19 protein-coding genes and 1 pseudogene are annotated in these 24,935 nt (G+C 64.9%); 5 read left to right on the forward strand and 15 right to left on the reverse strand.

The window, feature by feature from the left end:
- Positions 1-160: 160 nt before the first annotated feature.
- Together ACSKB8_RS22185 and msrA are read left to right on the forward strand one after the other, a co-directional pair.
- Positions 161-583, forward strand: coding sequence for an OsmC family protein (locus ACSKB8_RS22185; RefSeq protein WP_438106375.1), 423 nt, complete (start codon positions 161-163; stop codon positions 581-583).
- A 172-nt stretch (positions 584-755) separates the two neighbouring features.
- Positions 756-1,271, forward strand: a complete 516-nt coding sequence (gene msrA, locus ACSKB8_RS22190) for a peptide-methionine (S)-S-oxide reductase MsrA (protein ID WP_438106377.1) — start codon at positions 756-758, stop codon at positions 1,269-1,271.
- 128 nt (positions 1,272-1,399) lie between these two features.
- Here msrA and ACSKB8_RS22195 read toward each other — a convergent pair whose 3' ends face one another.
- On the reverse strand, positions 1,400-4,243 hold the full coding sequence (locus tag ACSKB8_RS22195; protein ID WP_438106379.1) for an ATP-binding protein: 2,844 nt from the start codon (positions 4,241-4,243) through the stop codon (positions 1,400-1,402).
- A gap of 292 nt (positions 4,244-4,535) precedes the next feature.
- Here ACSKB8_RS22195 and ACSKB8_RS22200 point away from each other — a divergent pair, with 292 nt between their 5' ends.
- Positions 4,536-5,525 (forward strand): Bug family tripartite tricarboxylate transporter substrate binding protein, encoded by a 990-nt coding sequence (locus ACSKB8_RS22200; protein ID WP_438106381.1) that lies wholly within the window; start codon positions 4,536-4,538, stop codon positions 5,523-5,525.
- Between the two features lie 6 nt (positions 5,526-5,531).
- Here the strand turns inward: ACSKB8_RS22200 and ACSKB8_RS22205 are convergent, their stop codons facing one another.
- From ACSKB8_RS22205 to ACSKB8_RS22235, 7 genes and pseudogenes are all read right to left on the reverse strand, one after another.
- Positions 5,532-6,692 (reverse strand): MFS transporter, encoded by a 1,161-nt coding sequence (locus ACSKB8_RS22205; protein ID WP_438106383.1) that lies wholly within the window; start codon positions 6,690-6,692, stop codon positions 5,532-5,534.
- 60 nt (positions 6,693-6,752) lie between these two features.
- The gene (locus tag ACSKB8_RS22210) at positions 6,753-8,081 is read right to left on the reverse strand and encodes an ATP-binding protein (RefSeq protein WP_438106385.1); all 1,329 of its coding nucleotides are present in this window, start codon (positions 8,079-8,081) and stop codon (positions 6,753-6,755) included.
- Positions 8,078-8,792: pseudogene (locus tag ACSKB8_RS22215) on the reverse strand (response regulator). The gene ACSKB8_RS22210 and the pseudogene ACSKB8_RS22215 overlap by 4 nt, the downstream one beginning before the upstream one ends.
- A gap of 90 nt (positions 8,793-8,882) precedes the next feature.
- Entirely contained in the window at positions 8,883-10,832 is a 1,950-nt protein-coding gene (locus tag ACSKB8_RS22220; protein WP_438106387.1) for a MacB family efflux pump subunit, read from the reverse strand.
- Position 10,833: 1 nt separating this feature from the next.
- Complete coding sequence (locus ACSKB8_RS22225) at positions 10,834-12,063, reverse strand: efflux RND transporter periplasmic adaptor subunit (protein ID WP_438106389.1); 1,230 nt, start codon at positions 12,061-12,063, stop codon at positions 10,834-10,836.
- Positions 12,060-13,502 (reverse strand): efflux transporter outer membrane subunit, encoded by a 1,443-nt coding sequence (locus ACSKB8_RS22230; RefSeq protein ID WP_438106391.1) that lies wholly within the window; start codon positions 13,500-13,502, stop codon positions 12,060-12,062. The genes ACSKB8_RS22225 and ACSKB8_RS22230 overlap by 4 nt, the downstream gene beginning before the upstream one ends.
- Positions 13,503-13,700: 198 nt before the next feature.
- Positions 13,701-13,889, reverse strand: coding sequence for a hypothetical protein (locus tag ACSKB8_RS22235; RefSeq protein WP_438106393.1), 189 nt, complete (start codon positions 13,887-13,889; stop codon positions 13,701-13,703).
- A 296-nt stretch (positions 13,890-14,185) separates the two neighbouring features.
- Here ACSKB8_RS22235 and bamA point away from each other — a divergent pair, with 296 nt between their 5' ends.
- The gene (gene bamA, locus ACSKB8_RS22240) at positions 14,186-16,699 is read left to right on the forward strand and encodes an outer membrane protein assembly factor BamA (RefSeq protein ID WP_438106395.1); all 2,514 of its coding nucleotides are present in this window, start codon (positions 14,186-14,188) and stop codon (positions 16,697-16,699) included.
- 191 nt (positions 16,700-16,890) lie between these two features.
- Positions 16,891-17,823, forward strand: a complete 933-nt coding sequence (locus ACSKB8_RS22245; protein ID WP_438106397.1) for a helix-turn-helix domain-containing protein — start codon at positions 16,891-16,893, stop codon at positions 17,821-17,823.
- A 27-nt stretch (positions 17,824-17,850) separates the two neighbouring features.
- Here ACSKB8_RS22245 and ACSKB8_RS22250 read toward each other — a convergent pair whose 3' ends face one another.
- From ACSKB8_RS22250 to ACSKB8_RS22280, 7 genes are all read right to left on the reverse strand, one after another.
- A complete protein-coding gene (locus ACSKB8_RS22250) occupies positions 17,851-18,777 on the reverse strand; it encodes a catalase family peroxidase (protein ID WP_438106398.1) in 927 nt (308 codons plus the stop codon).
- Between the two features lie 131 nt (positions 18,778-18,908).
- A complete protein-coding gene (locus tag ACSKB8_RS22255) occupies positions 18,909-20,141 on the reverse strand; it encodes a Zn-dependent hydrolase (RefSeq protein ID WP_438106400.1) in 1,233 nt (410 codons plus the stop codon).
- Positions 20,134-20,919, reverse strand: a complete 786-nt coding sequence (locus ACSKB8_RS22260; RefSeq protein WP_438106402.1) for an ABC transporter ATP-binding protein — start codon at positions 20,917-20,919, stop codon at positions 20,134-20,136. Before ACSKB8_RS22260 ends, ACSKB8_RS22255 begins: the two co-directional genes overlap by 8 nt.
- Positions 20,916-21,689: an ABC transporter permease gene (locus tag ACSKB8_RS22265; RefSeq protein ID WP_091896321.1), complete on the reverse strand. Its 774-nt coding sequence runs from the start codon at positions 21,687-21,689 to the stop codon at positions 20,916-20,918. The genes ACSKB8_RS22260 and ACSKB8_RS22265 overlap by 4 nt, the downstream gene beginning before the upstream one ends.
- A 70-nt stretch (positions 21,690-21,759) precedes the next feature.
- The gene (locus ACSKB8_RS22270; RefSeq protein ID WP_128932433.1) at positions 21,760-22,704 is read right to left on the reverse strand and encodes an ABC transporter substrate-binding protein; all 945 of its coding nucleotides are present in this window, start codon (positions 22,702-22,704) and stop codon (positions 21,760-21,762) included.
- A 106-nt stretch (positions 22,705-22,810) separates the two neighbouring features.
- A complete protein-coding gene (gene hutC / locus ACSKB8_RS22275; protein ID WP_128932434.1) occupies positions 22,811-23,539 on the reverse strand; it encodes a histidine utilization repressor in 729 nt (242 codons plus the stop codon).
- Positions 23,536-24,894: a formimidoylglutamate deiminase gene (locus ACSKB8_RS22280; protein ID WP_438106405.1), complete on the reverse strand. Its 1,359-nt coding sequence runs from the start codon at positions 24,892-24,894 to the stop codon at positions 23,536-23,538. Before ACSKB8_RS22280 ends, hutC begins: the two co-directional genes overlap by 4 nt.
- Positions 24,895-24,935 lie beyond the last annotated feature (41 nt).

The raw sequence follows: 24,935 nt of genomic DNA on the forward strand, positions 1-24,935 counted from the left end.
CAGTCTTCCATCTTGCGCCAGTCATCGGACAAATCGGACGGAACCTCGGCGCCGCGTGACCGGTTGGAGAGGCGGCAGGCGCGAGGCCGCCGCCGTCTTCCACCGGCACGAGGTGCCGGGATCGGGCTGAACGATCCACAAACAAACAAGGAGAACCAGGATGATCCGCAAGGCAAAAGCAGTATGGAAGGGCACTGGTCGTGATGGCACGGGCCATCTCTCAGGTGAATCTGGCGTGCTCGCTGAGACGCCCTATTCGTTCAAGACCCGCTTCGAGAACGAGAAGGGGACCAATCCCGAGGAGTTGATCGCGGCGGCCCATGCCGGCTGTTTTACGATGGCGTTGGCCTTCGGCCTTCAAATGGCAGGCTTCACGCCGGAGGAGCTCTCGACCGAGGCAGCCGTCACGCTCGAGCCCGAAGGCAAAGGCTTCAAGATCAGCAAGTCAGCGCTCACCTTGCGCGCGAAGGTGCCGAACCTCGATGAAGCAGGTTTCGCGCGCCTCGCCGGCGAGGCCGAGAAGAACTGTCCGGTGTCCAAGGTGCTCAACGCCGCGATCACGCTCGACGCCAAGCTGGGCTAGCGGCGAGCTTTCAATTCGTGTCCATCCGGTTCTGGTTGGGAAACTGAAGCTGTCGACGCTTTGGGCCCATGAGAGGACCGGGTGGACAAATACCTGCCTTTCGGCCAGGCAGCCGAAAGCATATGATACGACAGGCGCAGAACGGACAGAGCGATCAATTGGGAGCGGACAGATGACGACAGAGCGCGCAGTTTTGGCCGGAGGCTGCTTCTGGGGCATGCAGGATCTGATCCGCAAGCAGCCAGGCGTGGTCTCCACACGCGTCGGCTACACCGGCGGCCAGGTGAAGAATGCCACCTATCGCAATCACGAGGGCCACGCCGAAGCGATCGAGATCATCTTCGATCCCGCAAAGACCAGCTTCCGGACCATGCTGGAGTTCTTCTTCCAGATCCACGATCCCACCACGCTCAATCGCCAAGGCAATGATCGGGGCACGAGCTATCGCTCCGCGATCTTCTATACCAGCGAGGCGCAGAAGCGCATTGCCGAGGATACGATCGCGGACGTCGAGGCGTCGCGCCTGTGGCCCGGCAAGGTGGTGACCGAGATCGCGCCGGCCGGCGAGTTCTGGGAAGCCGAGCCCGAGCACCAGGATTATCTCGAACGCTATCCGGACGGCTACACCTGCCACTTCATCCGGCCGGGCTGGAAGCTGCCGCAGCGCGCGGCTGCTGCCGGAGGCTAGAGCGTTATCGAGCGAAGTGGATACCGGTTCGCGTGAAGAAAACGCGTCAAAACAAGAATCTCAGAGCTTCGGTTCTGATTCACCAGAACCGATCATGCTCTAGGCCGTCGCGGCGTCAGCGCGCGCGGTCAGGCGCGCAATTGCGCGATCAGATCGCGGGCAGTGCGTATATCGGCGATGTCTGCGCCCTCGGCGAACCTCCCGCAGACAGGGTCGAGAACCGCCAGTGCTTCTGCGCTTCGGCCGGCCCTGAACATGTATCGCGCGAGGCTGATAGCGCAACGCAGCTCCCAGAAGCGGGCGCCTTGCTGAACGGCCAGGTCCATGGCCTCGCGCAAACGTTCTTCGGCGTCGCCCGGGTGCCGCACACTCCTGAGCATCAATTCTGCCTTGATGCGGGTCAGTTCAGGCAGATACCAGAGCTCCTGCCGGTCGTTGCAGCGGGTCAGGACGTCGTCGATCACGTCGAGGCCGCGGTCGATCTGGTCGGTCTCCAGGAAGGCCGCCGCGAGTTCGCCGAGCAAGGGAAGAAATCGCGGCAGGAAGCGCGCATCGCCGGCGCGATTGAGCTCTTCGCGCAGCAGCGGCAGGCCCGTCGCGACGTCGCCTCGCTTGGCAATGACCGCTGCGTTGAAGGCTTTTGCCCACAAGCCCCACAGCCGGATCGCATGGCGCTCGGTGTGCTCGAGCAACTCGGTGCCGTGGCGCTCGGCGGCGTTGAAATCGCCGGCCCAGAACGCGATCGGGCAGGCGGCCTGTCCCAGCACGCTACAGAAGGTCAGGGCGTGGCCGTTGGCGCGGCCTTCCTCGATGTTCCTGGCGGCGAGCGCCTTGGCCTGATCGGCCAGGCCTTGCAGCCACAGGATGCGGGCGCGGAAATATTGCGTCGATATCCTGAGGTCGAGCGGGAAGATTTTCGGCTTCTCCGCCAGCACATGCAGCGACATGTTGACCCGATCGATGCGCACGCGCGCCTCGTCCTGGTCGCCGAGATAGTGCAGCGCGACGGCCATCAGCCGGTCGCCCAGCATGACATCGGTCTTGTCGGGTGAGTTCGCTGCCGCGTCGGCAAAGCGCTCGGCAAGCGTGCGGGCCTTGCCGAACTGCCCGTTGTTGAACTGGTCGATGCACAAACCCCACAGCGCGCGCAGCCGGAAATCCTTGTCATCGAGCCTGTCGGCCAGCTCAAGGGTCGTCTCCAGGATCGGACGCGCCTCGCGCGCGCGGCCTTCGCCATACATCAGCGACCAGCCAAGTGCCGACAGCAGCTGCATGCGGACACGGTCGTTGTCGCCGGCGTTGCCGAGCGCGGCGAGGGCCGTTCTGGTGCGCTCGCGGCATTCGGCGAACAAGGAAAGGCGCACCCACAGTGAGACCGCAACTGCGGTCAGGGCGATTCCCAGTGCAGCGTCGCCGTCGGGCGCGAAGGCCCAATCCAGCGCCGCGCGCACATTGTCCAGCTCTGCGCCGTAGATGTTCAGCCATTCGGGCAGCGGCGTTGTCGTGTCGGCCTCCGCGCGCTCGAAGAAATCGCGAAAATGCTCCGCATGGCGCCGCGCGAACTGCCTGTTTTCGCCGAGCTCGTGCAGCTTCGCGAGCGCGTAGGTGCGCGTTGTGTCGAGCAGGCGATAGCGCAGCGTTCGCGAACCGGACGGCGAGATCAGCGATTTGGTGACCAGGCTGTCGATCGCCTCCAGCGTCTCCGATTCGCTGAGGCCGTCGCCGGCCGCAACCGCGGCGGCCGCCTCCGGCGCAAAGGGCCCGGCGAAGACGGACAGCCGTCGCAAGGTGGCGCTCTCCGCCGCGGGCAGCAGATCGTAGCTCCAGTCGAGCGCGGCGGCGAGGGTCTGGTGTCGCGGCACGGCGGTGCGGCGCCCCCGCCATTGCAGCGAGAAGCGGCTGTCGAGCAGGGACGCGGTGCCGGCAATGCCGTACGCGTTGACGCGGCCTGCCGCGAGCTCGATCGCCAGCGCAATGCCGTCGAGGCGCCGGCAGATGCTGGCGACAAGCGGCGCCTCTTCGGCGCTGAGCTGGAACGGACCCGAGCTCTGCGCGATGCGCTCGACGAAGAGCTGAGCGGCGGGGTAGGCAAGGACATCGGCGACATCAAGGTCCTCGCGCTCCGGCGGACAATCCAGCGGGAAGAGCCTGAATATCCGCTCGCCTTCGCTGCGGAACGACTCGCGGCTGGTCGCGAGAACGCGAAGCTGCGGTGCTTCGCGAACGATGTGCTCGACCAGCGGCGCGAGCGCATCCAGCACGTGTTCGCAACTGTCGAAGATCAGCAAGGCCGGGCCGGTCTTCAGGAATGTCAGCAGGGCCGGCGTCGGATCCTCCGAGCTGATGGTCAGGCCGAGCGCCGAAGCAATGGTGGTCGCGATGTGGCTGGCGTCCCGCAACGGACTGAAGTCGACAAAGAAGACGCGCCCACCGAAATCCTGGGATCGGCGATGCCCGACGGTGACGGCGACGGCGGTCTTGCCGATGCCGCCCGGGCCGACCACGGTCATGAAGCGATGCAGCGAAAGTCCATTGGAGATCTTCTCGATGACTTCCTCTCGTCCGATCATCTTCGCGAGCCGAGCGGGCAGGGAGCGAGGAAGCGCGGTTTTGGCGGAGGGTGGGGCGATCTGCGGCGCCGCTTGCGCGAACGAGGCGACGAAGCAATAGCCGCGGCCGGGTACATTGACGACATAACGGGCCGACTTGCCGGTATCGCCGAGCACCTTGCGCAGCGCTGCGACATGAAAGCGCAGACTGCCTTCGTCGACATTGACGTCGGCCCAGATGCGCTTGACAAGCTCGCGCTTGTCGATGACTTCGCCGGGACGCTCGGCCAGGAAGATCAGAATGTCGAGCGCGCGGCCGCCGACGTGAAGCGGCGCGCCCTCCTTCTCCAAGAGCCGGGACTTGGGAAACAGCCGAAATGGCCCAAATGAAATGGCTGAGTCTTGGTTACTATGTGCTGGCACGCGCCATTGCCCCCTCGCGGGAGTCAAAAGGTATTTCGTTCTGGTCTAGCAGAACGAGGCGCCGAGTAAACTGGCCGAAAGCCGCATGACTGGCAGACCTGCGCAGATGGCTTGGGTCGGCCTCGGCTGATTGAAATAATTCTTGAAAAGGAATGGGTTAGACCAGCATGCCACGGCGGTGATGCTGCCGCTCGATCGGACCGGAGCATTGACGGCGGTCGCGGATTGCTGCGATGGGATGACGGGGAGCCGGTCCTGCCTCGACAGTAACTCCCGCTTCCGGAATTCGAACATGCCTTCCTTCTCGCGGCGACGGTTCGTCTCTGCGCTATCGGGCGCAGCGGCGCTGGCGACCATCCCACGCAGCGGACAAGCCGCCGACTATCCGTCCCGTCCCATTCGACTGGTGATTCCCTACGGGGCTGGCGGATCGGGTGACCAGATCGGGCGCCCATGGGTCGACAAGATGTCAGCGCTGCTCGGGCCGACCTTCGTCGACTATATCGGCGGCGCAGGCGGCGCGATCGGGACTGCCGCGGTTGCGCGCGAGGAGCCCGATGGCTATTCGCTGCTGCTTGGAAACGGCAGCACGCAGGTCATCATTCCCTTGACCACGGCAAATCACGGCTATTCCGTCGGCGATTTCCGCGCCATCTACCGCCTGATCAACAGCGCACTGGTTTTCGCCGTCCATCCTTCCGTACCCGCGGCCAATCTGCGCGAGTTGATCGCCTATGCGAAGGACAATCCGGGAAAGCTGTCCTACGGGACGCCCGGCGTCGCCACCGGAAATCACCTGGTCGGCGAATCCTTCAAGCAGCAGGCCGGCGCGCTCGACATCGTCCACGTGCCCTATCGGGGCATCGCGCAGGCGACCAATGATCTCGTCAGCGGCCAGATCTCGCTCGTCATTGCCGTCATGTCGGTCCAATTGCAGCAGCTGAGCCAAGCCGGCAAGATCCGGTTGCTCGCGGTCACCACCGAAAGGCGGCTGAGCGGCGCGCCTGATATCCCGACGGCCGTCGAATCCGGCATGCCGGATCTCAGATATGAGGGCTGGTTCGGACTGTTCGCGCCCAAGCGCACTGATGATGCGATCATCGATCGGATCGCCCAGGCTACGCGGTTGGCCATGGCCGATGCCGCGCTCCAGGCAAGCTACCGTGCTCAAGGCATGGAGCCGGACGCCGATTCAAGCCCCGAAAAATTCCAGCGCATCGTCGAGGCGACAACGGCAAGCCTGGCGCCCGTGATCAAATCGATTGGACTGAATCAGTTGTGAGGCCGCTCACGCGCTGACGCGCGATGTCCGGCGTTGCTCCTTCGTGACGACGCCTGCCGACAGCGTGACGAGACCCATCAGCGCGGCCAGCAGCCAGAACGCCGTTGGCAGCCCACTGACGCGAGCAACGAAGCCGACGCCGGCGGGGCCGATGAGGATGCCGGCATAGCCGGCGGTCGTGATCGCCGCGACTGCGAGGCCCGTGGGCATGGCGGTCTGCTTGGCCGCCCGGCGGAACAGCACCGGCACCAGGTTCGATGCGCCGAGGCCGATGAGCAGGAAGCCGGCTATGGCCACCGCCGCGATCGGAGCCGTGAGCAGGACCACGAAGCCCGCGATGGCGATGAGGCTTCCCCACAACAGCGTCGTGCGGTCGCCGATGCGCGCGACGACAGCGTCGCCGCCGAGCCGCCCCACCGTCATCGCGATCGAGAACACGATATAGCCGGCGCCGCCTTGTGCCTCCGAGACGAGGCCCGCGCCGATGACGAGCAGCGCTCCCCAATCGAGCATCGCGCCTTCGACGAGAAAGGTGATGGCGCCGAGCAGCGCGAGCAGCAGCACGGAGCCGTGCGGCAGCACGAACAGCGGACCCTCCTGCACCTGCGCCGAACGCAGCAGACGCGGCCAGGTCACCAGCATGGCAAACAGCATGAGGATCGAGCAGATCAGCGTGCAAGTGAGCGCGCCGAGTTGCAGCGAGAGCAGTGCCGTCATCAGCGCGGACCCGGCGAAGCCGCCGATGCTGAACAAAGCGTGGAAGCCGGACATAAGCGGGCGCTTCGCGGCGCGCTCCACCTCCACCGCGTGGATGTTCATCGCGACGTCGATCGAGCCGAGCGCGGCGCCGAACGCAAAGAGCGCCAGCGCCAGCGCTGCTGGCGAGCTCGCGATCGCGAGCAGCGGCAGGACCAGGGCGAGACCGAGCCCGCCCGCAATGATGATCGGCCTGCTGCCGTAGCGCGCACTCAGGATTCCGGTGAGAAGCATGGCGAGGACCGAGCCGATGCCGAGGCTGAGCAGCAGCAGCCCGAGGACGCCATCATCGACGCCGAGCCGCGTCTTCGCGAACGGCACCAGCGGCGCCCAGCACGCGATGCCGAAGCCCGCGACGAGGAAAGCGAGCCGAGTCGCAAGGCGCGTCGACGGCCGGTCGGCAGAATGCATGGGAACTCCGGGGAAGCAGTCGGGGTAGGGTGCTCCAGAAGCCCCAGAATTGCCGCGCCTTTATGTCCGAGGCTTGCCCGAATTGTCGCAGGCAGCGCTCGAAAGCTGTAAGCGGACGCGCAGGCCCCTGGGCTTATTGTCGAGCAGTTGAAGCGTTCCATCATGTGCGATCACGATCGCCTGCGCGATCGAAAGCCCGAGGCCGAATCCGGCCCTCTCGTCCATGTTGCGGGCGTCCTCTCCGCGTACGAAGGGCTCCAGCATCGCCACCTTCCTCTCATCGGGAATGCCGGGTCCGTCGTCGGAGACGTCGATGACGATCTCGTTTCCGGGCGTCGACAGCTCGACGCGGACGTCGGTTCCGAATCGCGTTGCGTTCTCGACCAGATTGGTGACCGCGCGAATGATCTCGTCCGGCCGCATGACGAACGCGGCACGGTCGGGGCCGGAATAAGTCACGGCGTGTCCGCAATCCGAGAACTGCTCGCAGACCATTTGAAGGAGCGCGGCAACGTCCACCAGGGTCGGCTTGACAGAGCTTTCGTTGCGCAGCAACGAGAGCACCGATTCGAGCATCGATTGCATCTGGTCGAGGTCGCGCACGGTCTGCATGCGCTGCGCCGCATCCTCGATATATTCCGAGCGCAACCGCAGCCGCGTGATCGGCGTGCGCAGGTCATGGCTGATGGCTGCGAGCATGCGGGTTCTGTCGTTCATCAGCGTGGTGATGCGCTCGCGCATCCGGTTGAGCGCTCTTGCCGCGGACCTGATCTCCTCTGGACCGTTTTCGGGTAGCGGCGCAGACGATCCGTTCAAGCTGAAGTCCTCTGCCGCGCGCGCGAAGGCCGACAAGGGCGAGGAGAGCGCGCGACCGGCCCAGACGCCGAGCAGCGTCACGCTCGCCACCAGGAACAGCAACGTAGAGGTCCAGAGGCCGCTGACGAAGGCCGGCATTTTGGGCGATCCGATCGTAGCCTCGAGCACGTCGTCCTTTGAGAGGTGAAACCACACACGATCGTGTTCTGACGTGCTGCCGCGAATGAGGTCGACCTCACCGTCGAGCGGCGACGGGACGTTCAATGTCCGCTCCGGCAATGGCACGGTGGAGGCGGAAACGCCTTCCAGCAATTGAAGCTTCAACGCGGGAAAGGTTCGGCTGACGTTCTCGAGAACAAGAGCTCGCTCGGCTTGTGGCGTGTTGGCGATGATCCGAACGATCAGCGCAAACTGCTCGAGCGGCCTGTCAGCTAGAATTTTCGGACGGTTGAGCAGGAAATAGCCGGCGATCAGGACATGGATCAGGACCAGCGATACCAGCACCAGGGCCGCGATCTGGCCGCTGATCCGCCTGAAGCTGAACAGCGTGACGATGTCGGCGGCGCGGCTCATGCTTCCTCCACCACCGGCGTGAAGATGTAGCCGCCGGTGCGGACGGTCTTGATCACGGACGTCCCTTCCGTGCGGTCGAGCTTGCGGCGCAGGCGGCTGACCAGCACGTCGATGCTGCGGCCAAAGCTTGCGCCGGCACGTCCGCGCGTCATGCTGAGCAGGCTGTCACGGGTCAGGATGCGGCCGGCCCGTTCGCAGAAGGCTTGCAGCAGGTCGAACTCGGCGCTGGTCAGCGGCACCTGCGCGCCCTCGGGATCGCGCAATTCCCGCAAGCGCAGATCGATCGTCCAGCCCTGGAATTTCAGCCGGCTCGCCGTCGCGCTGGCCGCAAGGCCGCTCGATTGCCGGCGCAGGACGGCGTTGATCCTGGCGAGGAGTTCGCGCGGGTTGAAGGGTTTCGGCAGATAGTCATCGGCTCCCATCTCGAGGCCGAGGATCCGGTCGAGATCCTCGCCCCTCGCGGTGAGGATGATGATCGGGGTCGTGGAGTCCATGCGTAGGCGACGGCAGAGGCTCAAGCCGTCCTCGCCCGGTAGCATCAGGTCGAGCACGATTAGATCGACGCGGTTCTGCGCCAGGTGACGGTCCATCTCTTTGCCGTTCGTGACGGCGTCGACCGAGAATTTGTGATCGCGCAGATAGCGCGCGATGAGGTCGCGAGTTCTGCTGATCGTCTTCGACGATCAGGATGCTCTGCGTGCCGTTTGTCATGATTGAGATCGCATCGGGGCTGCCGATCGTTGGTCGATGTGCGGACGATTGTCTCGTCCGAAGAACTACGGTCATGGGGCAATCCTACGGTCAGTCACGGCTCAACGCCACCACGGGGTCGAGGAAGGCGGCCCGCCGGGCCGGGAAGAAGCCGAAGGCGATCCCGATCCCCGTCGAGGTCAGGAACGCCGCGCCGATCGAGAACGGCGAATAGCTGACCTGGAATCCCGGGATCGCGATGTTGATCACGGTCCCGAGCAGGATCGCGACGACAATGCCGGCGATGCCGCCGATGGACGAGATCAAGGTCGCCTCCACCAGGAACTGCTGGAGGATGTCGGTGCGCCTGGCGCCGACCGCCATGCGTACGCCGATCTCGCTGATCCGCTCCGAAACGGACACCAGCATGATGTTCATCACGCCGATGCCGCCGACGATCAGCGAGATCACCGCGATCGCCGCCACGAGGAAGGCCAGGGTCTGCGTGGTGCGGCGGATGTCGTCGGTGTTGAGGATGACGAAATCCTTGACGTTGTGCCGCCGTGTTAGCAGCGTGGTGACCGCATCCTGCGCCAGCGCGGTCGAGATCTCGTCGCTGATCCGGAGCAGGATGCTGCGGAGCGAGCGGTCGCCCGTGAACTGCGCCTGCACGGTGGTGTAGGGAAGATAGACCGAGAGGTTCTGGTTCGAACCGAAGCCGCCCTGCTGCTGGGCGATGACGCCGACGATGCGGCAGGGCACCTTGCCGAGCCAGATGACGCGGCCGATGCCTGAGGTCTGGTCGTCCGCGAAGAAGGTCTTGCGGGTATTGTCGTCGATGACGGCCTGCCGCTCGATATTGCGGACCGCATCGGTGTCGAACAGGCGTCCTTTCGCCAGCTTGGCGCCCTTGACCTGGAAATAGCTCTCGCCGACGCCGTTCACCAGCACGTTGGATTCGTTGCCGCGGTACCGAACGGTGGTGCTGGTGGAGACCGTCGGCGTGACCCCGGCAATGAAGCTCTGGCGGTCAAGCGCGCGGGCATCGTCGAGCACCAGCGTCTTGATCTTGCCGGCACGGGCATCACCAAAGTCCTTGCCCGGAAAAACCTCGATCGTGTTGGTGCCGAGGCTTGCGATATCGGACAGCACCTTGCGCTGCGAGGCGTTGCCGAGCGCGACGACAGACGATACCGCCGCGATGCCGATGATGATGCCGAGCATCGTCAGGAAGGCGCGCAGCCGGTGCGCGGCCATCGCCACCAGCGCCATCCGCGATGCTTCGCGCAGCCGTCGCCACGCACCGGACCAGCCGGAGTCGCCGTCCCAGGACGTCCGGACAATCGGAGCGGACGGCTCCGCGATGACGGCGGTCGCGGCGCGGCGGTCGGCGGCGATCCTGCCGTCGCGCAGCTCGATGATGCGCTCGGCCCGCGCGGCGACCTCGGAATCGTGGGTGACGATGATGATCGTTCGCCCCTCGCGGTGCAGCTCGCCGAGGATACGCAGGACTTCCTCGCCGCTACGTCGGTCGAGCGCGCCGGTGGGCTCGTCCGCCAGGATGACCTCGGCCCCGTTGATCAGTGCGCGCGCGATCGAGACGCGCTGCTGCTGGCCCCCCGAAAGTTGGTTCGGGCGATGGCCGCGCCGGTCGTTCACGCCCAGTCTTGCGAGCAGCTTCTCTGCGCGCGTGCGGCGCTCCCGGGCCTTCATTCCGGCATAGACGGCGGGGATCTCGACGTTCGCGCCAGCCGAGAGGTCGCCGAGCAAATGATAGCGCTGGAAGATGAAGCCGAAATGCTCGCGGCGCAGCGCCGCCAGCGCATCGGCATCGAGCTCGGAGACGTTCTTGCCGGCGACCCGATAGGTGCCGGAGGTCGGACGGTCGAGGCAGCCGAGGATGTTGAGCAGGGTCGATTTGCCCGATCCGGACGAGCCGATGATCGCGACCATCTCGCCGGGCTGGATGCTGAGCGAGAAGTCGTCGAGTGCGATCACACTTGTGTCGCCGGCTGCGAACTCACGCCGGACGTTCTGAAGCGCGATGATCAGATCGGTCATGTCACGGACCTCCCGGCGGGCCGCCCGGCATGCCGTGCGATGCGGTCTGCTCGTTCGCTTCTCCGGTGACGACCCGTTCGCCCTCGTCGAGACCGGACCTGATCTCGACCGTGGTGCGGTCGTTGAGGCCGGTCTTGACCTCGCGCTCGCGAACGTCACCCGACGCGTCGAGGGTGCGGACGGTGCTGCGGCCGTCGGATTTGCGTGTCAACGCAAGCGCGGGGATGACCTTCACGCGTTTGGCCTCGCCGGTGACGATATGCACCTCGGCGGTCATGTAGGTTCGTAGCGCAAGGTCCTTGTTCGGGACGTTGAAGACACCGATGTAGTAGATCGCCGTGCTGGTCGAGCTCGACGAACTCGTGCTCGAGGTCGAATTGGTGGTGGTCGAAGAGAAGCTGGCGTCGCTCTTGATCGATTCGGGCGCCGGCTCGATCTGCTCCAGCCGCGCCTCGTAGCGATGGTCCTGGTCGCCGAGAATGGTGAAGTAGAGCGATTGCCCGGGCCTGACCTTGACGATGTCAGCCTCGGAGATCTCCGCCCGCACGGTCATCGTCTCGAGCTGGCCGAGCACGACGATGGTCGGCGCTGACTGCACCGCGTTGACGGTCTGTCCCTCCTGCACCACGGTGGCGAGCACGGTGCCGTCGATCGGTGCGGTGATGCGGGTGTATTCGAGGTTCACCCGCGCCGTCTCGACGCTGGCCTCGGCACCCACGATCAGCGCCTCCAGGGCCGCGATCTGGGCCCGGGTCTGGCGCACGGTCGAATCCGCGCTGTCGAAATCGCTGCGCGACGTCGCACGCTGCGCCAATGTCGCTTGCTGGCGCGCAAGGTTGGCCTCGGCCAGCACGAGCGCAGCCTCTTTCTCGACCTTCTGTGCACGGTAGTTCTTCAGCGACGCCTCCGCGCTGCGCAAATCGTTCTGCTTGGTGACGGGATCGATCTGGGCGATAACGTCCCCGGCCTTGACGCTGTCGCCGACGCGCACGTTGAGCGCGGTGATCCGGCCCGACACTTGCGCGCCAACAGCGGTCAGTCGCGCCGGCTTCAGCGTGCCGCTCGCGAGCACCTCCTCGCGCAAATCGCTGACGGTGACGGGCGCGGTGATGTAGGATTGCGCCTTGCTCGGTGTTCCCGGAAAGCGCGTCGCCGCGACGACGCCGGTGACTACGGCGACAATGAGCGCGGCAGTGATCTTCAGCCGCCTGGCGGTGATGATGGCAGTCACTTGACCGTCTCCCGCCAGTGAGGTCCCGTGCCCGCGTCGACGATAATCGGCGTCGATACATCGATTGGATCGGTCCAGCCGCCGCCAAGCGCCTTTGCCAGCGCGATGTAGTCCTTGGCCGCCGACACCTTGCTCTGGATCAGTGAATCTTCGGCTGAATAGAGCGAACGCTCGGCGTCCAGCACGTCGATGAAGCTGGCGCTGCCGGTCTCGAACAGCGATCGCGACAGGCGCGCAGCCTCGCGATAGTTCTTGGCTGCTTCGGACAGCTTGGTGGCGCGTATCCGTTCGCGCGACAGCGAAACCAGCGCGTTCTCGACATCCTCGAGCGCGGTGAGCAGGGTCGAATGGAAGGTGGCGAAGGCCTGGTCGCGTTGCGCTTCGGCGATCCTGACCGCCGCCTGTCGCTTGCCGGCGTCGAACACCGGCACGGTGACCGAGGGGCCGACCGACCAGCTCACGCTGGAATATTTGGCGAGATCGCCGGCCCGCAGCGCCGACGTGCCAACCGAGCCGGTCAGCGACACCGCCGGGTAGCGGTCGGCTTCGGCTTGCCCGATCTTGGCGGTCGCCTGCGCCAGCTTGCGCTCGGCACTTGCCACGTCGGGACGGCAGGTCAGGAGATCGGCGGGTATGCCCGTAGGCAGCGGCATCCGCGGCGCAGGCACGGGTGCGGACTGCGCCAGCAGCGAGGCGACACCATCGGGCGGCCGTCCGAGCAGGATTCCGAGCCGGTGGATGTCGGACGCGAGCGCGGCCTGATAGGTTGGAACGTTGGCTTCGGTGCTGGCGGCTTGCGCAGTGGCTTTGGCGAGATCGACGGTGTTGCCGCTGCCGGCCTCATATTTGCTGCGGGTGAGTTTTTCGGTGTCGCGCTGCGAGACCGAGGTGCGCTGCGCCAATGCGATCCGGGCCTGATAGCCGCGCGCGTCGACATAATAGGCGGCAACGTCGCCGATCAGCGTGACGAGGCTGTCGCGCAGATCCTCGACGGCGGATTGCTCGGAGCGCAGCGCCGCCTCGATGCTCCGTTGCGTGCCTCCGAACAGATCGAGCTCCCAGCTCGAATCGAAGCTCGCCTGGTGCAGCGCGTAGGGCGCGCTGTCGACGAGGACAGAGCTGGATCCCGCACTGGTCTTGTTGTCCGTCACCGAGGCCGTTCCGCTCACGGAGGGAAGCAGGCCTGCGGTGGTCTGCTGCAACGTGGCGCGCGCCTCGCGCACGACCGCTTTTGCCTTCGCGACATCGGGGTTGGCCTCGACGGCTTGCTCGATGAGCCGGTTGAGCAGCGGGTCGCGCAGGCGCAGCCACCAACGATCGAGATGGCTGGTCTGCCGTCGGGAGAGGGATTTGACGCTCCAATGCGAAGGCAGGTCCAGCCTGGGCGGACCGGCATAATCCGGCCCCACCGCGCAGCCCGTCAGTGAGCCGATCATCATCAGCGCGACGCAAATCGATCCGGCGTGCGAACGAGCTGCGTGCAGCAGGCGGGGCGTCGAATGATGGTTCTCCTTTGTGGATGGCACTGGGACGACGACGAACAAGTGTGACGGCATCAAATCGGCTGAAATCCATTGGCCTGACCCCGGGAAAGGGGCTCTCGCGACCTTTCGAGGGGAAGGACGAGACAGGGGCCACTAGCCGGGGGAGAGCCGCGTATGCGGACCGGACTGGTAGGAACGATTGGGACCGTGCGGGCCATACTCATAAACGACATTTTGTGCCGTTCGCGATTGGTCGCGCTTGCCGGTGGTGGCGGCATGTGCGGTGAAGGTCGAAGCGAGGACGGCGACCAGCACCGCTCTGGTCATGGCAATCGCGTTCATCGGCAAACACCCCTGCAAGTTCCTGATGTCGCCGCCTCTCGCACCGGCTTAAGGGCCTGTAAAGAATCCGGGCGTTGCGCGATGTTGCTGAACGTCAGCAAGGCAAGCCGCCTGCGCGGCAGCTTCGACGCCGGTCGGTTGCCATTGACAGCCCGCGCGCTTGTCGTGGCCTCCACATTCACGCCACCGATCAACCAATCAAATTCAACGACCGGAAACACTACAGCAATCTCAAAGCCACACCGCGGCCACAGCCGTCTCGTTTCAGAGCAGGCGAGGTACTGTTGAGGTGTGGAATGTCGTTTTTGCGGGCCTGGCTGATCGTTGCGGCGGTGAGTGGCGTGTCGATTGCAAGCTCACTGCCGCTTGCGCTGTTGTCGCGGCCGGCGGCCGCGCAAGTGGTGGAGACGATCGTCGTCGAAGGCAATCGTCGCGTTGAGGCCGAGACGGTCCGCTCCTACTTCAGGCCGGGGTCCGGCGGGCGTTTCGATCAATCGGCGGTCGACGAGGGCCTCAAGGCGCTGATCGGGACCGGCCTGTTTCAGGACGTGAAGATCAACCGGGCCGGCGGTCGCATCGTGGTGTCGGTGGTCGAAAATGCCGTGATCGGCCGCGTCGCCTTCGAGGGCAACAAGAAAATCAAGGACGAGCAACTCTCGGCCGAAATCCAGTCCAAGCCGCGCGGGACCTTCTCGCGGGCGCTGGTGCAATCCGACACGCTGCGCATCGCCGAGATCTATCGGCGCTCGGGCCGTTACGATGTGCGCGTCACGCCCGAAATCATCGAGCAGCCGAACAATCGCGTCGACCTGATCTTCACGGTCGAGGAGGGCGTCAAGACTTCGGTCAAATCGGTCGAGTACATTGGCAACAGCGCCTTCTCGGGCTCGCGCCTACGCGATGTCATCAAGACGCATGAGAGCAATCTGCTCAGCTTTCTCGGCAACAACGACCTCTACGACCCCGATCGCGTCGAAGCCGATCGCGACCTGATCCGCCGCTTCTATCTCAAGAACGGTTTCGCCGACGTCCAGGTCGTGGCCGCGCTCACCGAATACGATCCGGAGAAGAAGGGCTTTCTCGTTACCTTCAAGATCGAGGAAGGACAGCAATATCGGGTCGGAGCGGTGAATTTCCGCTCCAGCATTCCCGATTTCGATGCAGGCTCGCTGCGTACCTATTCGCGCGTCAATGTCGGCTCGCTCTACAACGTCGAATCGGTCGAGAAGTCGACCGAGGAGATGCAGATCGAGGCCTCGCGCCGCGGTTACGCCTTCGCCGTGGTCCGTCCCGGCGGCGACCGCAATTTCGAGGCCCACACCGTCTCGGTCGTGTTCAACATCGACGAGGGACCGCGCACCTATATCGAGCGCATCAATTTGCGCGGCAACACCCGCACGCGCGACTACGTGATCCGCCGCGAATTCGACCTCTCGGAAGGAGATGCCTACAACCGCGCCCTGGTTGACCGCGCCGAGCGGCGGCTGAAGAACCTCGACTACTTCAAGAGTGTCAAGATCGTCACCGAGCCCGGCTCCTCCAGCGACCGCGTCATCCTGATCGTCGACATGGAAGAGAAATCGACCGGCGATTTCTCGATCTCGGGCGGTTACTCCACGGCGGATGGCGCACTGGCCGAGGTCTCGGTCTCCGAGCGTAACCTGCTCGGCAAGGGACTCTACGCCAAGGCGTCCGTCAGCTATGGCCAGTACTCGCGTGGCATATCTTTATCCTTTGTCGAGCCCTACCTGCTCGACTATAGGCTGGCGCTCGGATTCGACACCTACTGGCGCCAGCAATTGTCGAACAGCTATACGAGCTATGGCGTGACGACGCTGGGCTTCTCTCCGCGCCTGGGCTTTGCGTTGCGCGAAGATCTCTCACTCCAGCTCCGCTACTCGCTCTATCAGCAGAGCATCACGCTCGCCAGCGCGTACAATAATTGCAACAACAACGCATCGAACACGTCACTGGCCTTTAACCCGACGCCGGCCTACATCAGAAATGTTCTGGGCGGCGTCGACCCGACCAATTCCACGGATTCGGGTGTTTACGGTTACGGCTGCTACGGCGACGGCGAGTCGAGCCTGCCGGTCCGGAAAGAACTGGCGAACGGCGCGACCTGGACGTCGGCGCTCGGCTACACCTTGAACTACAACACGCTCGACAACACCAAGAACCCCACCGACGGGTTGCTGATCGACTTCCGGCAGGATTTCGCCGGGGTCGGCGGCGATGTGACTTATCTGAAGACTGCGATTGACACGAAGTATTACACGCCGCTCGTGTCCGAGATCGTCAGCGTGATCCACCTTCAGGGTGGCATCCTCAACAAGATCGGCGACCAGGATCTGCGCATGCTCGACCATTTCCAGATGGGACCGAACCTCGTGCGCGGATTCGCTTCGAACGGCATCGGTCCGCGTGACATCACTTACTGGAGCCTCGGCGCGAGCGGCGATGCGCTCGGCGGCACGAAATACTGGGGCGCGTCGATGGAGTTGCAGATGCCGTTCTGGTTCCTGCCCAAGGAGGTCGGCCTGAAGGGTGCGATCTACGCCGATGCCGGCTCGCTCTGGGGCTATCAGGGGCCAACGTCATGGACGGCCACCGGCGAAATCAACACGGCGGCCTGTCCGACCTGCGGATTGCAATATGACGACGGCAATGTGGTGCGATCGTCGGTCGGCGTCGGCCTGATCTGGGCCTCGCCGTTCGGGCCGCTGCGCTTCGACTATGCCGTGCCGATCACCAAGGGCAAATACGACATCGTCCAGGAGTTCAGGTTCGGCGGCGGCACGTCGTTCTAGCGATGCGGCGCCGGCACCGCGATTCTCGTGTCGCGTGACGCGCGTTCGCCATTTGATCGTGCGTTTGTGAAAACGTGTGAAGCTCGCCTCGTGCGCGCACGTGGACAGTCGCTTGCGGATGTTGGATAATGCGCGACTGAAATTGCAGGACACTGTGGCCTGCACTCGGCTTCCACAGAAAGGCAAATCCGATGACGCAAGCAGGCGCCTATGGACAGAGGCTCGGGCAGTTCCTGCGTCTGAAGGAGGCGCCGCCGGCCCTGGTCACGCGCTCGCTGCGCAGCGCCGAGCTCGCGGTCACCGAAACCCGGAATGATCACCCGGTGCCCGGCCTGTCCGGTTCGCTGACCGCCGAAGATGCCTTTCTCGTCAGCCTGAAGCTTCACGACTACCCGGATTGCGAGCTCTGGGAGCGTGGCAAGTGTATCATGAAGGCGGACGTCCACGCCGGTACGACTTATCTCTACGACCTCAAGCGCGATCCGCGCTATGTGATCGACAAGCCGTTCCACTCGCTGTTTTTCTACATTCCGCGTTCGGCACTCGACAGCATCTCCGAGCAGTGCAATGCGTCGCGGATCGACGAACTCGACTGTCAGATCGGCGTCGGCCATGACGACGGAATCATCCGCCACATCGGCGCGTCGCTGCAGCAAGGCCTGCGCAGGCCGGACGAGGCCAACCAGCTTTTCATCGACCACATGATGCTCGGGCTGACCGCCCATGTCGCCCAGACTTATGGCGGGCTCCAGCGCACGGCCGGACCCACCCGCGGCGGGCTCGCTCCGTGGCAGGCGAAGCGTGCCTGCGAGAGACTGGAATCCGACCTCGGCGGCAAGCTCTCGCTGCAGAAGATCGCGACCGAGCTTGACCTCTCGGTCAGCCATTTCTCCCGCGCATTTCGAATTTCCGTCGGCATGCCGCCGCACCAATGGCTGCTTCATCAGCGGGTGAAGGCCGCCAAGCAGTTGATGACCGTTCGCGACCTGCCGCTGACGGAGATCGCGATCTCGGCCGGGTTCGCCAACCAGAGTCACTTCACGCGCGTGTTTTCCTCGATTGCCGGCGTCAGCCCGGCGGTGTGGCGCCGCGAGGCGCTCGGCGTCTTGCGCGCCGGGACGTGACCCCGCTGATCTGGGGCGCCAGTGCCCTCAACGGCGTTTCGCCAGTGAAATGGCGTAGGCGGTGCGCCGCGCCGCAAAGATCTCGTCCGGCGGATGACCGATGCCATCGGCGAGATCGGCCGGATTGAAGATGGAGGCGTCGCAAGCCCGGTTCGGCTCGAACCCCGTGATCACGATCGTACCCAGACGCACCTCTTCGCGGCTGTCCTCGTCCGGCCAGCGTATGGTCACGTCCATGACGGGGTCGCCGGGACGGTCGAGCAGCGCCATCACGTTGAAGCGGACATCGCCGGTAGCGATCCGCGTGTTCAGGTCGTCGTGCAGGAAGTGGGCCGGCTTCGTCTCGGCTTCCTGCTCGGTCAGCGTGATGTCGTCGCCGACCGGGGCGACCTTGAACTTGATGAACCGCGTCTCGCCTCGCGCGCTGGTCGCAGGAAAGGCGTGCACGCCCCGATAGGTCGTGCCGGCAAAACTCCCGGGCAGCCGGCGCGCGGCGACGTAGTTCGCCTGATTGAGCGTTTCGGGATTAGCCGCCGAGAAAGCTGCGACCTTCGCCTCATCTGGCCTGCCGTCCGGCCCGGGGATGCGCGCCTCGAGGAAGGCCAGCATCTGGTCGGGCGTCCTTGCAAAATGCACGGGAGCGCTTTCCGTGAGGATGTCGGATCGATGATCCCCGTCGCCCAGTCTGAAGCTGAAGCCGCGCAGCACGTGGTTGTCGGTATCAGCGACGTTAGGATTGCCGCCGCCCACCGAGAAGCGTGCCAGCACGCGCGATGGTCTCGTGAAGCTCCGCGATCTCGTGACGTCCCCCGCGCGGTCCGACGGGGTGTAGGTGCCGCGAACACACCGGCCCTTCGCGAAGCTCGCACGCACTTTCGGCGGATTGCCGGCGACCGCCTTCAGGGCGCCGACGATGGAGGCGGGTGTTGCGACGCCGTTCGGGCTCTCTGACAAGGCGGACCTCTCGCATGCGAGCCCCGCTTCTAGGCACGCTTCGGGTCATGAGTCTTTCCCAAAGCGGGCACGATTTGCCCGATCCCGCCACGATCGATGCTCGATCGATCGGGCAGCGACGACCCGTATGCTCAGCCGCCGAGAATGCGGCGGCAGGCGTCGACGAACACCTCTGCGCCGGTGACGATGTCGGCATCGGTGGTGTTCTCGGTCCAGTGATGGCTGATGCCGCCGATCGATGGCACGAACAGCATCGCCGCGGGCATGATCGTTGCCAGCATCTGCGCATCGTGGCCGGCGCCGCTGGGCATGCGGACCGACCGGCCACCGGCCAGGGCCTTGCTCGCCGCTTCGATGGCATCCTGAAAGCCAGCGTTCATCATGGCCGGCGCGCCGGTGCGTAGTTTCTCCACCGTGACGGTGCAGGGGCCCTTCGCGTTGACCTCGTCCGCCATGGTCTGCAGCAACTGCTCGAGCCGCGCGATGATCGCCGGGTCGTCGTCGCGGATCTGGAACAGCATTTCTGCTCCACCCGGAATGATGCTGGGTGCGCCGGGATCGAGCGTGATGCGACCGGTGGTCCACACCGTGCGCGGGCCGCAGGCATCGGGCAAACGTTCGTCGACCGCGACACAGAATTTGGCCAGCGCCAGGCCGGCATCCTTTCGCACGGCCATGCGGGTGGTGCCGGCGTGGTTCTGCTCGCCGACGAAGTTGATCCGGTATTGCCAGATCCCGACGATGGAGGTCACGACGCCGATCGCGAGGCGGCCGCTTTCGAGCGTGTCGCCCTGTTCGATATGCGCCTCCAGATATCCGACGTGCCGGCCTGGCGGGGCGGTGATGCGCGGGCGCCCCGAGAGCCCCATCTCGGCGAGTGCATCGCGCATGGTGCGGCCGCTGGTGCGGTCGCGGGCAGCATCGACGTCGGCCTCGGTCACCTGGCCGACATAGGAGCGCGAGCCGAGGAAATGCCCAAAATGTCCTTCCTCGTCGCACCAGGCGGCGACCTCGACCGCGCCCTTGAACGAGGGATCGGCATTGAGCACGCGTGCGGCTTCGAGCGCATAGACGACGCCGAGCGGACCGTCGAGCCAGCCGGCGTAATTCTGGCTTTCCAGATGCGATCCCGCCAGCAGCTTCGGCCCGGGCTTTGCGCTGGTACCGAAGACATTGCCAATGCCGTCGATCGTGGCGGAGAGGCCGGCGTCGGGCAGCTTTCGCACCAGCCAGTCCAGCGAAAGCCTGTGCGGCTCGGAGAAGGTCGGCTTGTGCACGCCGGTCTTATAGGCGCCGATTGCGCGCAGCGCATTGAGGTCGGCGAGGACGCGCTTCCCGTCGGCGCGGGGCTGGGTGTCAGGCATGTTCGGCAACTTTCAGCGCCTCGGTGCGGATCTCCTCGACCAGCCGCTCCTTGAGCTGGACGAATTCCGGCGTGGTCTTGATCTTGTAGGAACGCGGATGCGGCAGGTCCACATGGATCTCGGCCTTGATGCGGCCGGGGCGCGCGCTCATGACGATAACGCGGCTGCCGAGGAAGATCGCCTCCTCGATGTCGTGGGTCACGAACAACACGGTCTTCTGGTCGCGCTCCCAGATCCCGAGCAGCATCTCCTGCATCAAGGCGCGGGTCTGGTTATCCAGCGCGCCGAAGGGCTCGTCGAGCAGCAGGATTTTCGGATCGTTGGCGAGCGCGCGGGCGATCGCCGTGCGCTGCTGCATGCCGCCGGAGAGCTGCTTGGGCCAGTGGTTCTCGAAGCCGGATAATCCGACCTGGCGGATGAAAGCGTCGGCGATCCTGTTCCGCTCGTCTTGCGACACGCCGCGCTCGCGCAGGCCGAAGGCGATGTTCTCGCGTACGGTCAGCCAGGGGAACAGCGTGTAGGACTGGAACACCATGCCGCGATCGGCGCCTGGGCCGGTCCCCTCGCGCCCGTCAAGCGTGACACGCCCGCTGGTGGGGCGATCGAGGCCAGCGACGATGCGGAGCAGCGTGGACTTGCCGCAGCCGGACGGGCCGAGGATGGTGACGAAGTCGTTGTTGCCGATGACGAGATCGGTCGGCTCCAGCGCCCTGGTCGGCGCATTGCCGTGGCGCGCAGGAAAGGTGCGCGAGACCTGCTCGATCTTGAGGATCGTCATGCGAGCCTCCACGGAAACAGCCAGGCGTTGAACGCCTTGAACATGAAGTCCGAGAGGAGGCCGATCAATCCGATCACGATGATGCCGAAGATGATCTGGCCGGTGTTGAGCAGCGCCTGGCTGTCGGTGATCATGTGGCCGATGCCCGAGGACGAGCCGATCAGCTCGGCGACGATGACATAGGTCCAGGCCCAGCCCAGCACCAGTCGCAAAATTTCTGCGATCTCCGGCGCGGAGGAGGGCAGCAGCACGCGGCGGATGATGCCGCGGTCGCTGGCCCCGAGCGTATAGGCCGCCTCGACCAGATCACGCCGCGTCGCTCCGACCGTCACGGCGACCATCAGGATGACCTGGAACACCGAGCCGATGAAGATGACGAGCAGCTTCTGCAATTCCCCGATGCCGGCCCAGAGGATCAGGAGCGGAATGAAGGCGGACGCAGGCAGATAGCGCGCGAAGGAGACGAACGGCTCCAGGAACGCTTCGACCGGCTTGTAGGCCCCCATCAGCACGCCGAGCGGCACAGCGATGATTGCCGCGAGTGCAAAGCCGCCGACGACGCGCCAGACCGTCATGCCGATGTCGTACACGAAGCCCTGCTTGGCTAGCAGATCATAACCTTCCTGCACCATGGTCAGCGGGTTCGCGAGGAACGTCTTCGACACATGGCCGCCGAGCGTCGCCCAGGACCAGAGGGCAACGAACAGCACGAAGAATGCAAGGCCGTACGCCATACGTTGCTTCGATGTCACGGGATCCAGGGGACGCATCAAACTGTCTATCCGAATAGTCGATCATGTGCCGGCTCCGCCTCTTGGCGGAACCGGTCACTTGCAGAAGTTACTTGATGTAGCTCGCGTCGAAGAGGTCTTCGACCTTCGGCGCGGTCTTGATGATGCCGATCTCGAGTAGGAGCTCGGCGGCCTCCTTGTTGAAGGTCAGGAAATCGCCGGCGAAGAACTTCTGGTTCGCCGCCTTGTCCTGCCAGCGCAGATATTTCGCCGAGTTGCCGAACTGCTCGCCGGACTGCTTCACGTCGGCGCCCATGATCTCGTAGGCCTTTGCCTGATCCTTGGCGATCATGTCGAGCGCCTCGAAATAGCTGTCGGCGAGCGCCTTGGCGGCCTTCGGGTTCTCGGTGAGGAACTTTGGCGTGCAGCCGAACGTGTCCATGACCATCGGGTAGTCGAGCGTGGTCGCGATGATCTTGCCCTTGTCGGGCGCGGCGCGAACCGTCGAAAGATACGGTTCATACGTCATCGCGGCATCGTTCTGCCCGGAGACGAAGGCCTGCGCAGCCGCAGCCGGCTCGAGGTTGACGACGGTGACGTCCTTCACCGACAGACCGTTCTTCTTGAGCATCCAGGCCAGCGCGAAATAAGGCGAGGTGCCGGGCGCGGAGGCCGCGACGGTCTTGCCCTTCAGATCCTTGATCGAAGCCAGATCGTTTCGCACGGCCATGCCGTCGGCGCCGTAGCTCTTGTCGAGCTGGAAGATCTGCTTGGTCGCAACGCCGTTGGCGTTCCAGGAGATCCAGGTCTCGACGGTCGTTGCCGCGCACTGGACGTCGCCGGAGGCGATCGCGAGGTGACGGTCCTTCTGCGGGATCTTCTTGATGGTGACGTCGAGGCCGTTCTTCTTGAAGATGCCGGCCTCCTTCGCCAACGTCAGAGGCGCGAAGCCGGTCCATCCGGAGATGCCGATGCCGACCTTGACGTCGTCGGCGAGCACCGGAGTGGCGGTCGCGAGGGCAATGATTGTCACAAATACTTTCGAACTACGCATGATTGTCGTCCTCTTGCCGATCGATGGATTGACGTCCTGTTGATCCTTGTCGGTCCATTTGGACCGTTGCCCGAAGCATTGCACGAACTGTGCCGACATTATTCTCTCAGCCTCCCTTGAATCGGGCGACAAGGCGGTGAGAGTCACCGGGATAAAGCAGGCGCACCGCGGTGATCGTGCGCGCGCTGCGCCAGGTGTAGCGATCGATCACGAGGCAGGGCGCGCCGATTGCGATGTCGAGCGCCTTCGCCGCGCGATCGTCCGCAACGATGGCGCTGATGGTATGCTCGGCCTCCGTCCACGGCACATGGTGGAGCAGCCACGAGCCCGGCGGCTCGCGCGAGAAGTCTGCCGTCGCAGCATTCGGCACGGACGACAGATCGATCAGTCTGTCCTCGACGGCGAAGGGCACGTTGTCGGCGCTGTGCCGGCAGGCGATCGCGACCACCTTGCCGGCCTTCTTGACGCCGAGGCGGTCGCGGTCAGCGGCGGTCGCCGTGCGCAGCTTGCGGCCGATCAGCTCGTAGCCGTAAGCGCGGCCGAGCGCGATGATTTCGGCGCGGATGTCGGCGATCTTGAGCACGGCGGACTGATGCTGCGGCCGGCGCACGAAGGAGCCGGCGCGCCGCCGTCGCTCGATCAGGTCGGCCTGCGCCAGCTCCGACAGCGCCTTGTTCACCGTCATGCGCGAGCAGCCGTAGCGTGCGACCAGCTCGTGCTCGAAGGGGATGCGATGCCCGGGCGGCCATTCGCCGGTCAAAATGCGCTTTTCAATATCGGCGCGGATTCGCTTGTAGAGCGTCGGCTTGTCGGTCGCACCGGTCGCGAGGCTCATGCGACGAGCCTCCGGATGGAGGCGTTGAAGCGCTCGCGTGCGGCTTGGCGCAGCTTGTGCCGGCCATTCTCGACGACCTTGGCGCCGCCGGCCCAAACGCAATCGATCGCGCCGCCGCCGGCCGCGAAGATCCAGCCGTCGATGATGGCGTCGCGTGCGCGCCCCGCCAGCGACGGATGTGCCGTGTCGAGCGTGACGATGTCAGCGCGCGCACCCGGCGCGAGGCCGACGGTCGTCTGTGCCATCGCCTGCGCGCCGCCCGCGAGCGCATGATCGAACAGCGTGCGTCCCGTCGAGCGCCCCGCACCGCTGGAGAGTACGTTACGCTGACGATGCTTCAGACGCTGACCGTATTCGAGCTGGCGCAACTCGTCGGCGACGCCGACCAGCACGTTGGAATCGGTGCCGACACCGAACGCGCCGCCGGCCGCGAGAAATTCGCGCGCCGGAAAGATGCCGTCGCCGAGGCTCGCTTCCGTGATGGGGCAGAGACCCGCGACCGCGCCGGTCTTGGCGAATGCGGTGACTTCCGCATCCGTCGTGTGGGTGGCGTGGATGAGGCACCAGCGTTGATCGACGGGCGCGTGCTCCAGCAGCCATTGCACCGGCCGCTGGCTCGACCATGCCAGGCAATCCTCGACTTCCTTCACCTGTTCGGCGGCATGAATGTGCACCGGTCCGCCATCGGCCAGCGGAATGATCGCTGTGAGTTCGTCCGGCGTCACCGCGCGCAAGCTGTGCGGCGCGATGCCGATATTGGCGCCCGGCAATGTTGCGATGGCCGTGCGTGATGCAGTCATCAGGGCGGCGAACTGATCGACCGAGCAGATGAAGCGGCGCTGGCCGCCATGCGGCGCTGCGCCGCCGAAGGAGCCATGCGCATAAAAACTTGGCAGCAGTGTCAGCGCAATGCCTGACGCTTCGGCAGCCTGTGCGATGCGCGCGGCCATCTCGCCGAGATCAGCGTAGGGCGAGCCATCGCGATCATGATGGAGATAGTGGAATTCGCCGACGCGGGTAAAACCCTGCTCCAACATCTCGACATAGAGCAGCGTCGCGACCGCCACGACGTCATCCGGCGTCATCGCCAGCGCGAAGCGATACATCGTCTCGCGCCAGGTCCAGAAGGTATCGGTGCTGTCGCCGCGCAACTCGGCGAGGCCCGCCATGCCGCGCTGGAACGCGTGGCTGTGCAGGCTCGCCAATCCCGGAAGCGCGATGGCGTGGCGCTCGTCGCCGGCCGCCGGCGCCACATTCGGCGTCACCGCCGCGATCGCGCCGGCGGTGATGACCACCTGCACGTCATTGGCCCAGCCCGAGGGCAGGAGCGCGGAGGCGAAATGCAGTCGGGTCATGATTACACGCCGGCTGGACAGAACCGCCTCACGATTATATG

It is taken from the genome of Bradyrhizobium sp. BR 1432, from assembly GCF_051547705.1.
Taxonomy (GTDB): domain Bacteria; phylum Pseudomonadota; class Alphaproteobacteria; order Rhizobiales; family Xanthobacteraceae; genus Bradyrhizobium; species Bradyrhizobium zhanjiangense.

Excerpts from the sequence above, each read along its gene's own strand:
- ACSKB8_RS22220 (WP_438106387.1), bottom strand. The coding sequence starts at position 10,832 with ATGACCGATCTGATCATCGCGCTTCAGAACGTCCGGCGTGAGTTCGCA.
- ACSKB8_RS22255 (WP_438106400.1), bottom strand. The coding sequence starts at position 20,141 with ATGCCTGACACCCAGCCCCGCGCCGACGGGAAGCGCGTCCTCGCCGAC.
- ACSKB8_RS22245 (WP_438106397.1), top strand. The coding sequence starts at position 16,891 with ATGACGCAAGCAGGCGCCTATGGACAGAGGCTCGGGCAGTTCCTGCGT.
- msrA (WP_438106377.1), top strand. The coding sequence starts at position 756 with ATGACGACAGAGCGCGCAGTTTTGGCCGGAGGCTGCTTCTGGGGCATG.
- ACSKB8_RS22210 (WP_438106385.1), bottom strand. The coding sequence starts at position 8,081 with ATGAGCCGCGCCGCCGACATCGTCACGCTGTTCAGCTTCAGGCGGATC.
- ACSKB8_RS22265 (WP_091896321.1), bottom strand. The coding sequence starts at position 21,689 with ATGCGTCCCCTGGATCCCGTGACATCGAAGCAACGTATGGCGTACGGC.
- ACSKB8_RS22230 (WP_438106391.1), bottom strand. The coding sequence starts at position 13,502 with ATGATGATCGGCTCACTGACGGGCTGCGCGGTGGGGCCGGATTATGCC.
- ACSKB8_RS22280 (WP_438106405.1), bottom strand. The coding sequence starts at position 24,894 with ATGACCCGACTGCATTTCGCCTCCGCGCTCCTGCCCTCGGGCTGGGCC.
- ACSKB8_RS22270 (WP_128932433.1), bottom strand. The coding sequence starts at position 22,704 with ATGCGTAGTTCGAAAGTATTTGTGACAATCATTGCCCTCGCGACCGCC.
- ACSKB8_RS22185 (WP_438106375.1), top strand. The coding sequence starts at position 161 with ATGATCCGCAAGGCAAAAGCAGTATGGAAGGGCACTGGTCGTGATGGC.
- ACSKB8_RS22235 (WP_438106393.1), bottom strand. The coding sequence starts at position 13,889 with ATGAACGCGATTGCCATGACCAGAGCGGTGCTGGTCGCCGTCCTCGCT.
- hutC (WP_128932434.1), bottom strand. The coding sequence starts at position 23,539 with ATGAGCCTCGCGACCGGTGCGACCGACAAGCCGACGCTCTACAAGCGA.
- ACSKB8_RS22200 (WP_438106381.1), top strand. The coding sequence starts at position 4,536 with ATGCCTTCCTTCTCGCGGCGACGGTTCGTCTCTGCGCTATCGGGCGCA.
- ACSKB8_RS22260 (WP_438106402.1), bottom strand. The coding sequence starts at position 20,919 with ATGACGATCCTCAAGATCGAGCAGGTCTCGCGCACCTTTCCTGCGCGC.
- ACSKB8_RS22205 (WP_438106383.1), bottom strand. The coding sequence starts at position 6,692 with ATGCATTCTGCCGACCGGCCGTCGACGCGCCTTGCGACTCGGCTCGCT.
- bamA (WP_438106395.1), top strand. The coding sequence starts at position 14,186 with ATGTCGTTTTTGCGGGCCTGGCTGATCGTTGCGGCGGTGAGTGGCGTG.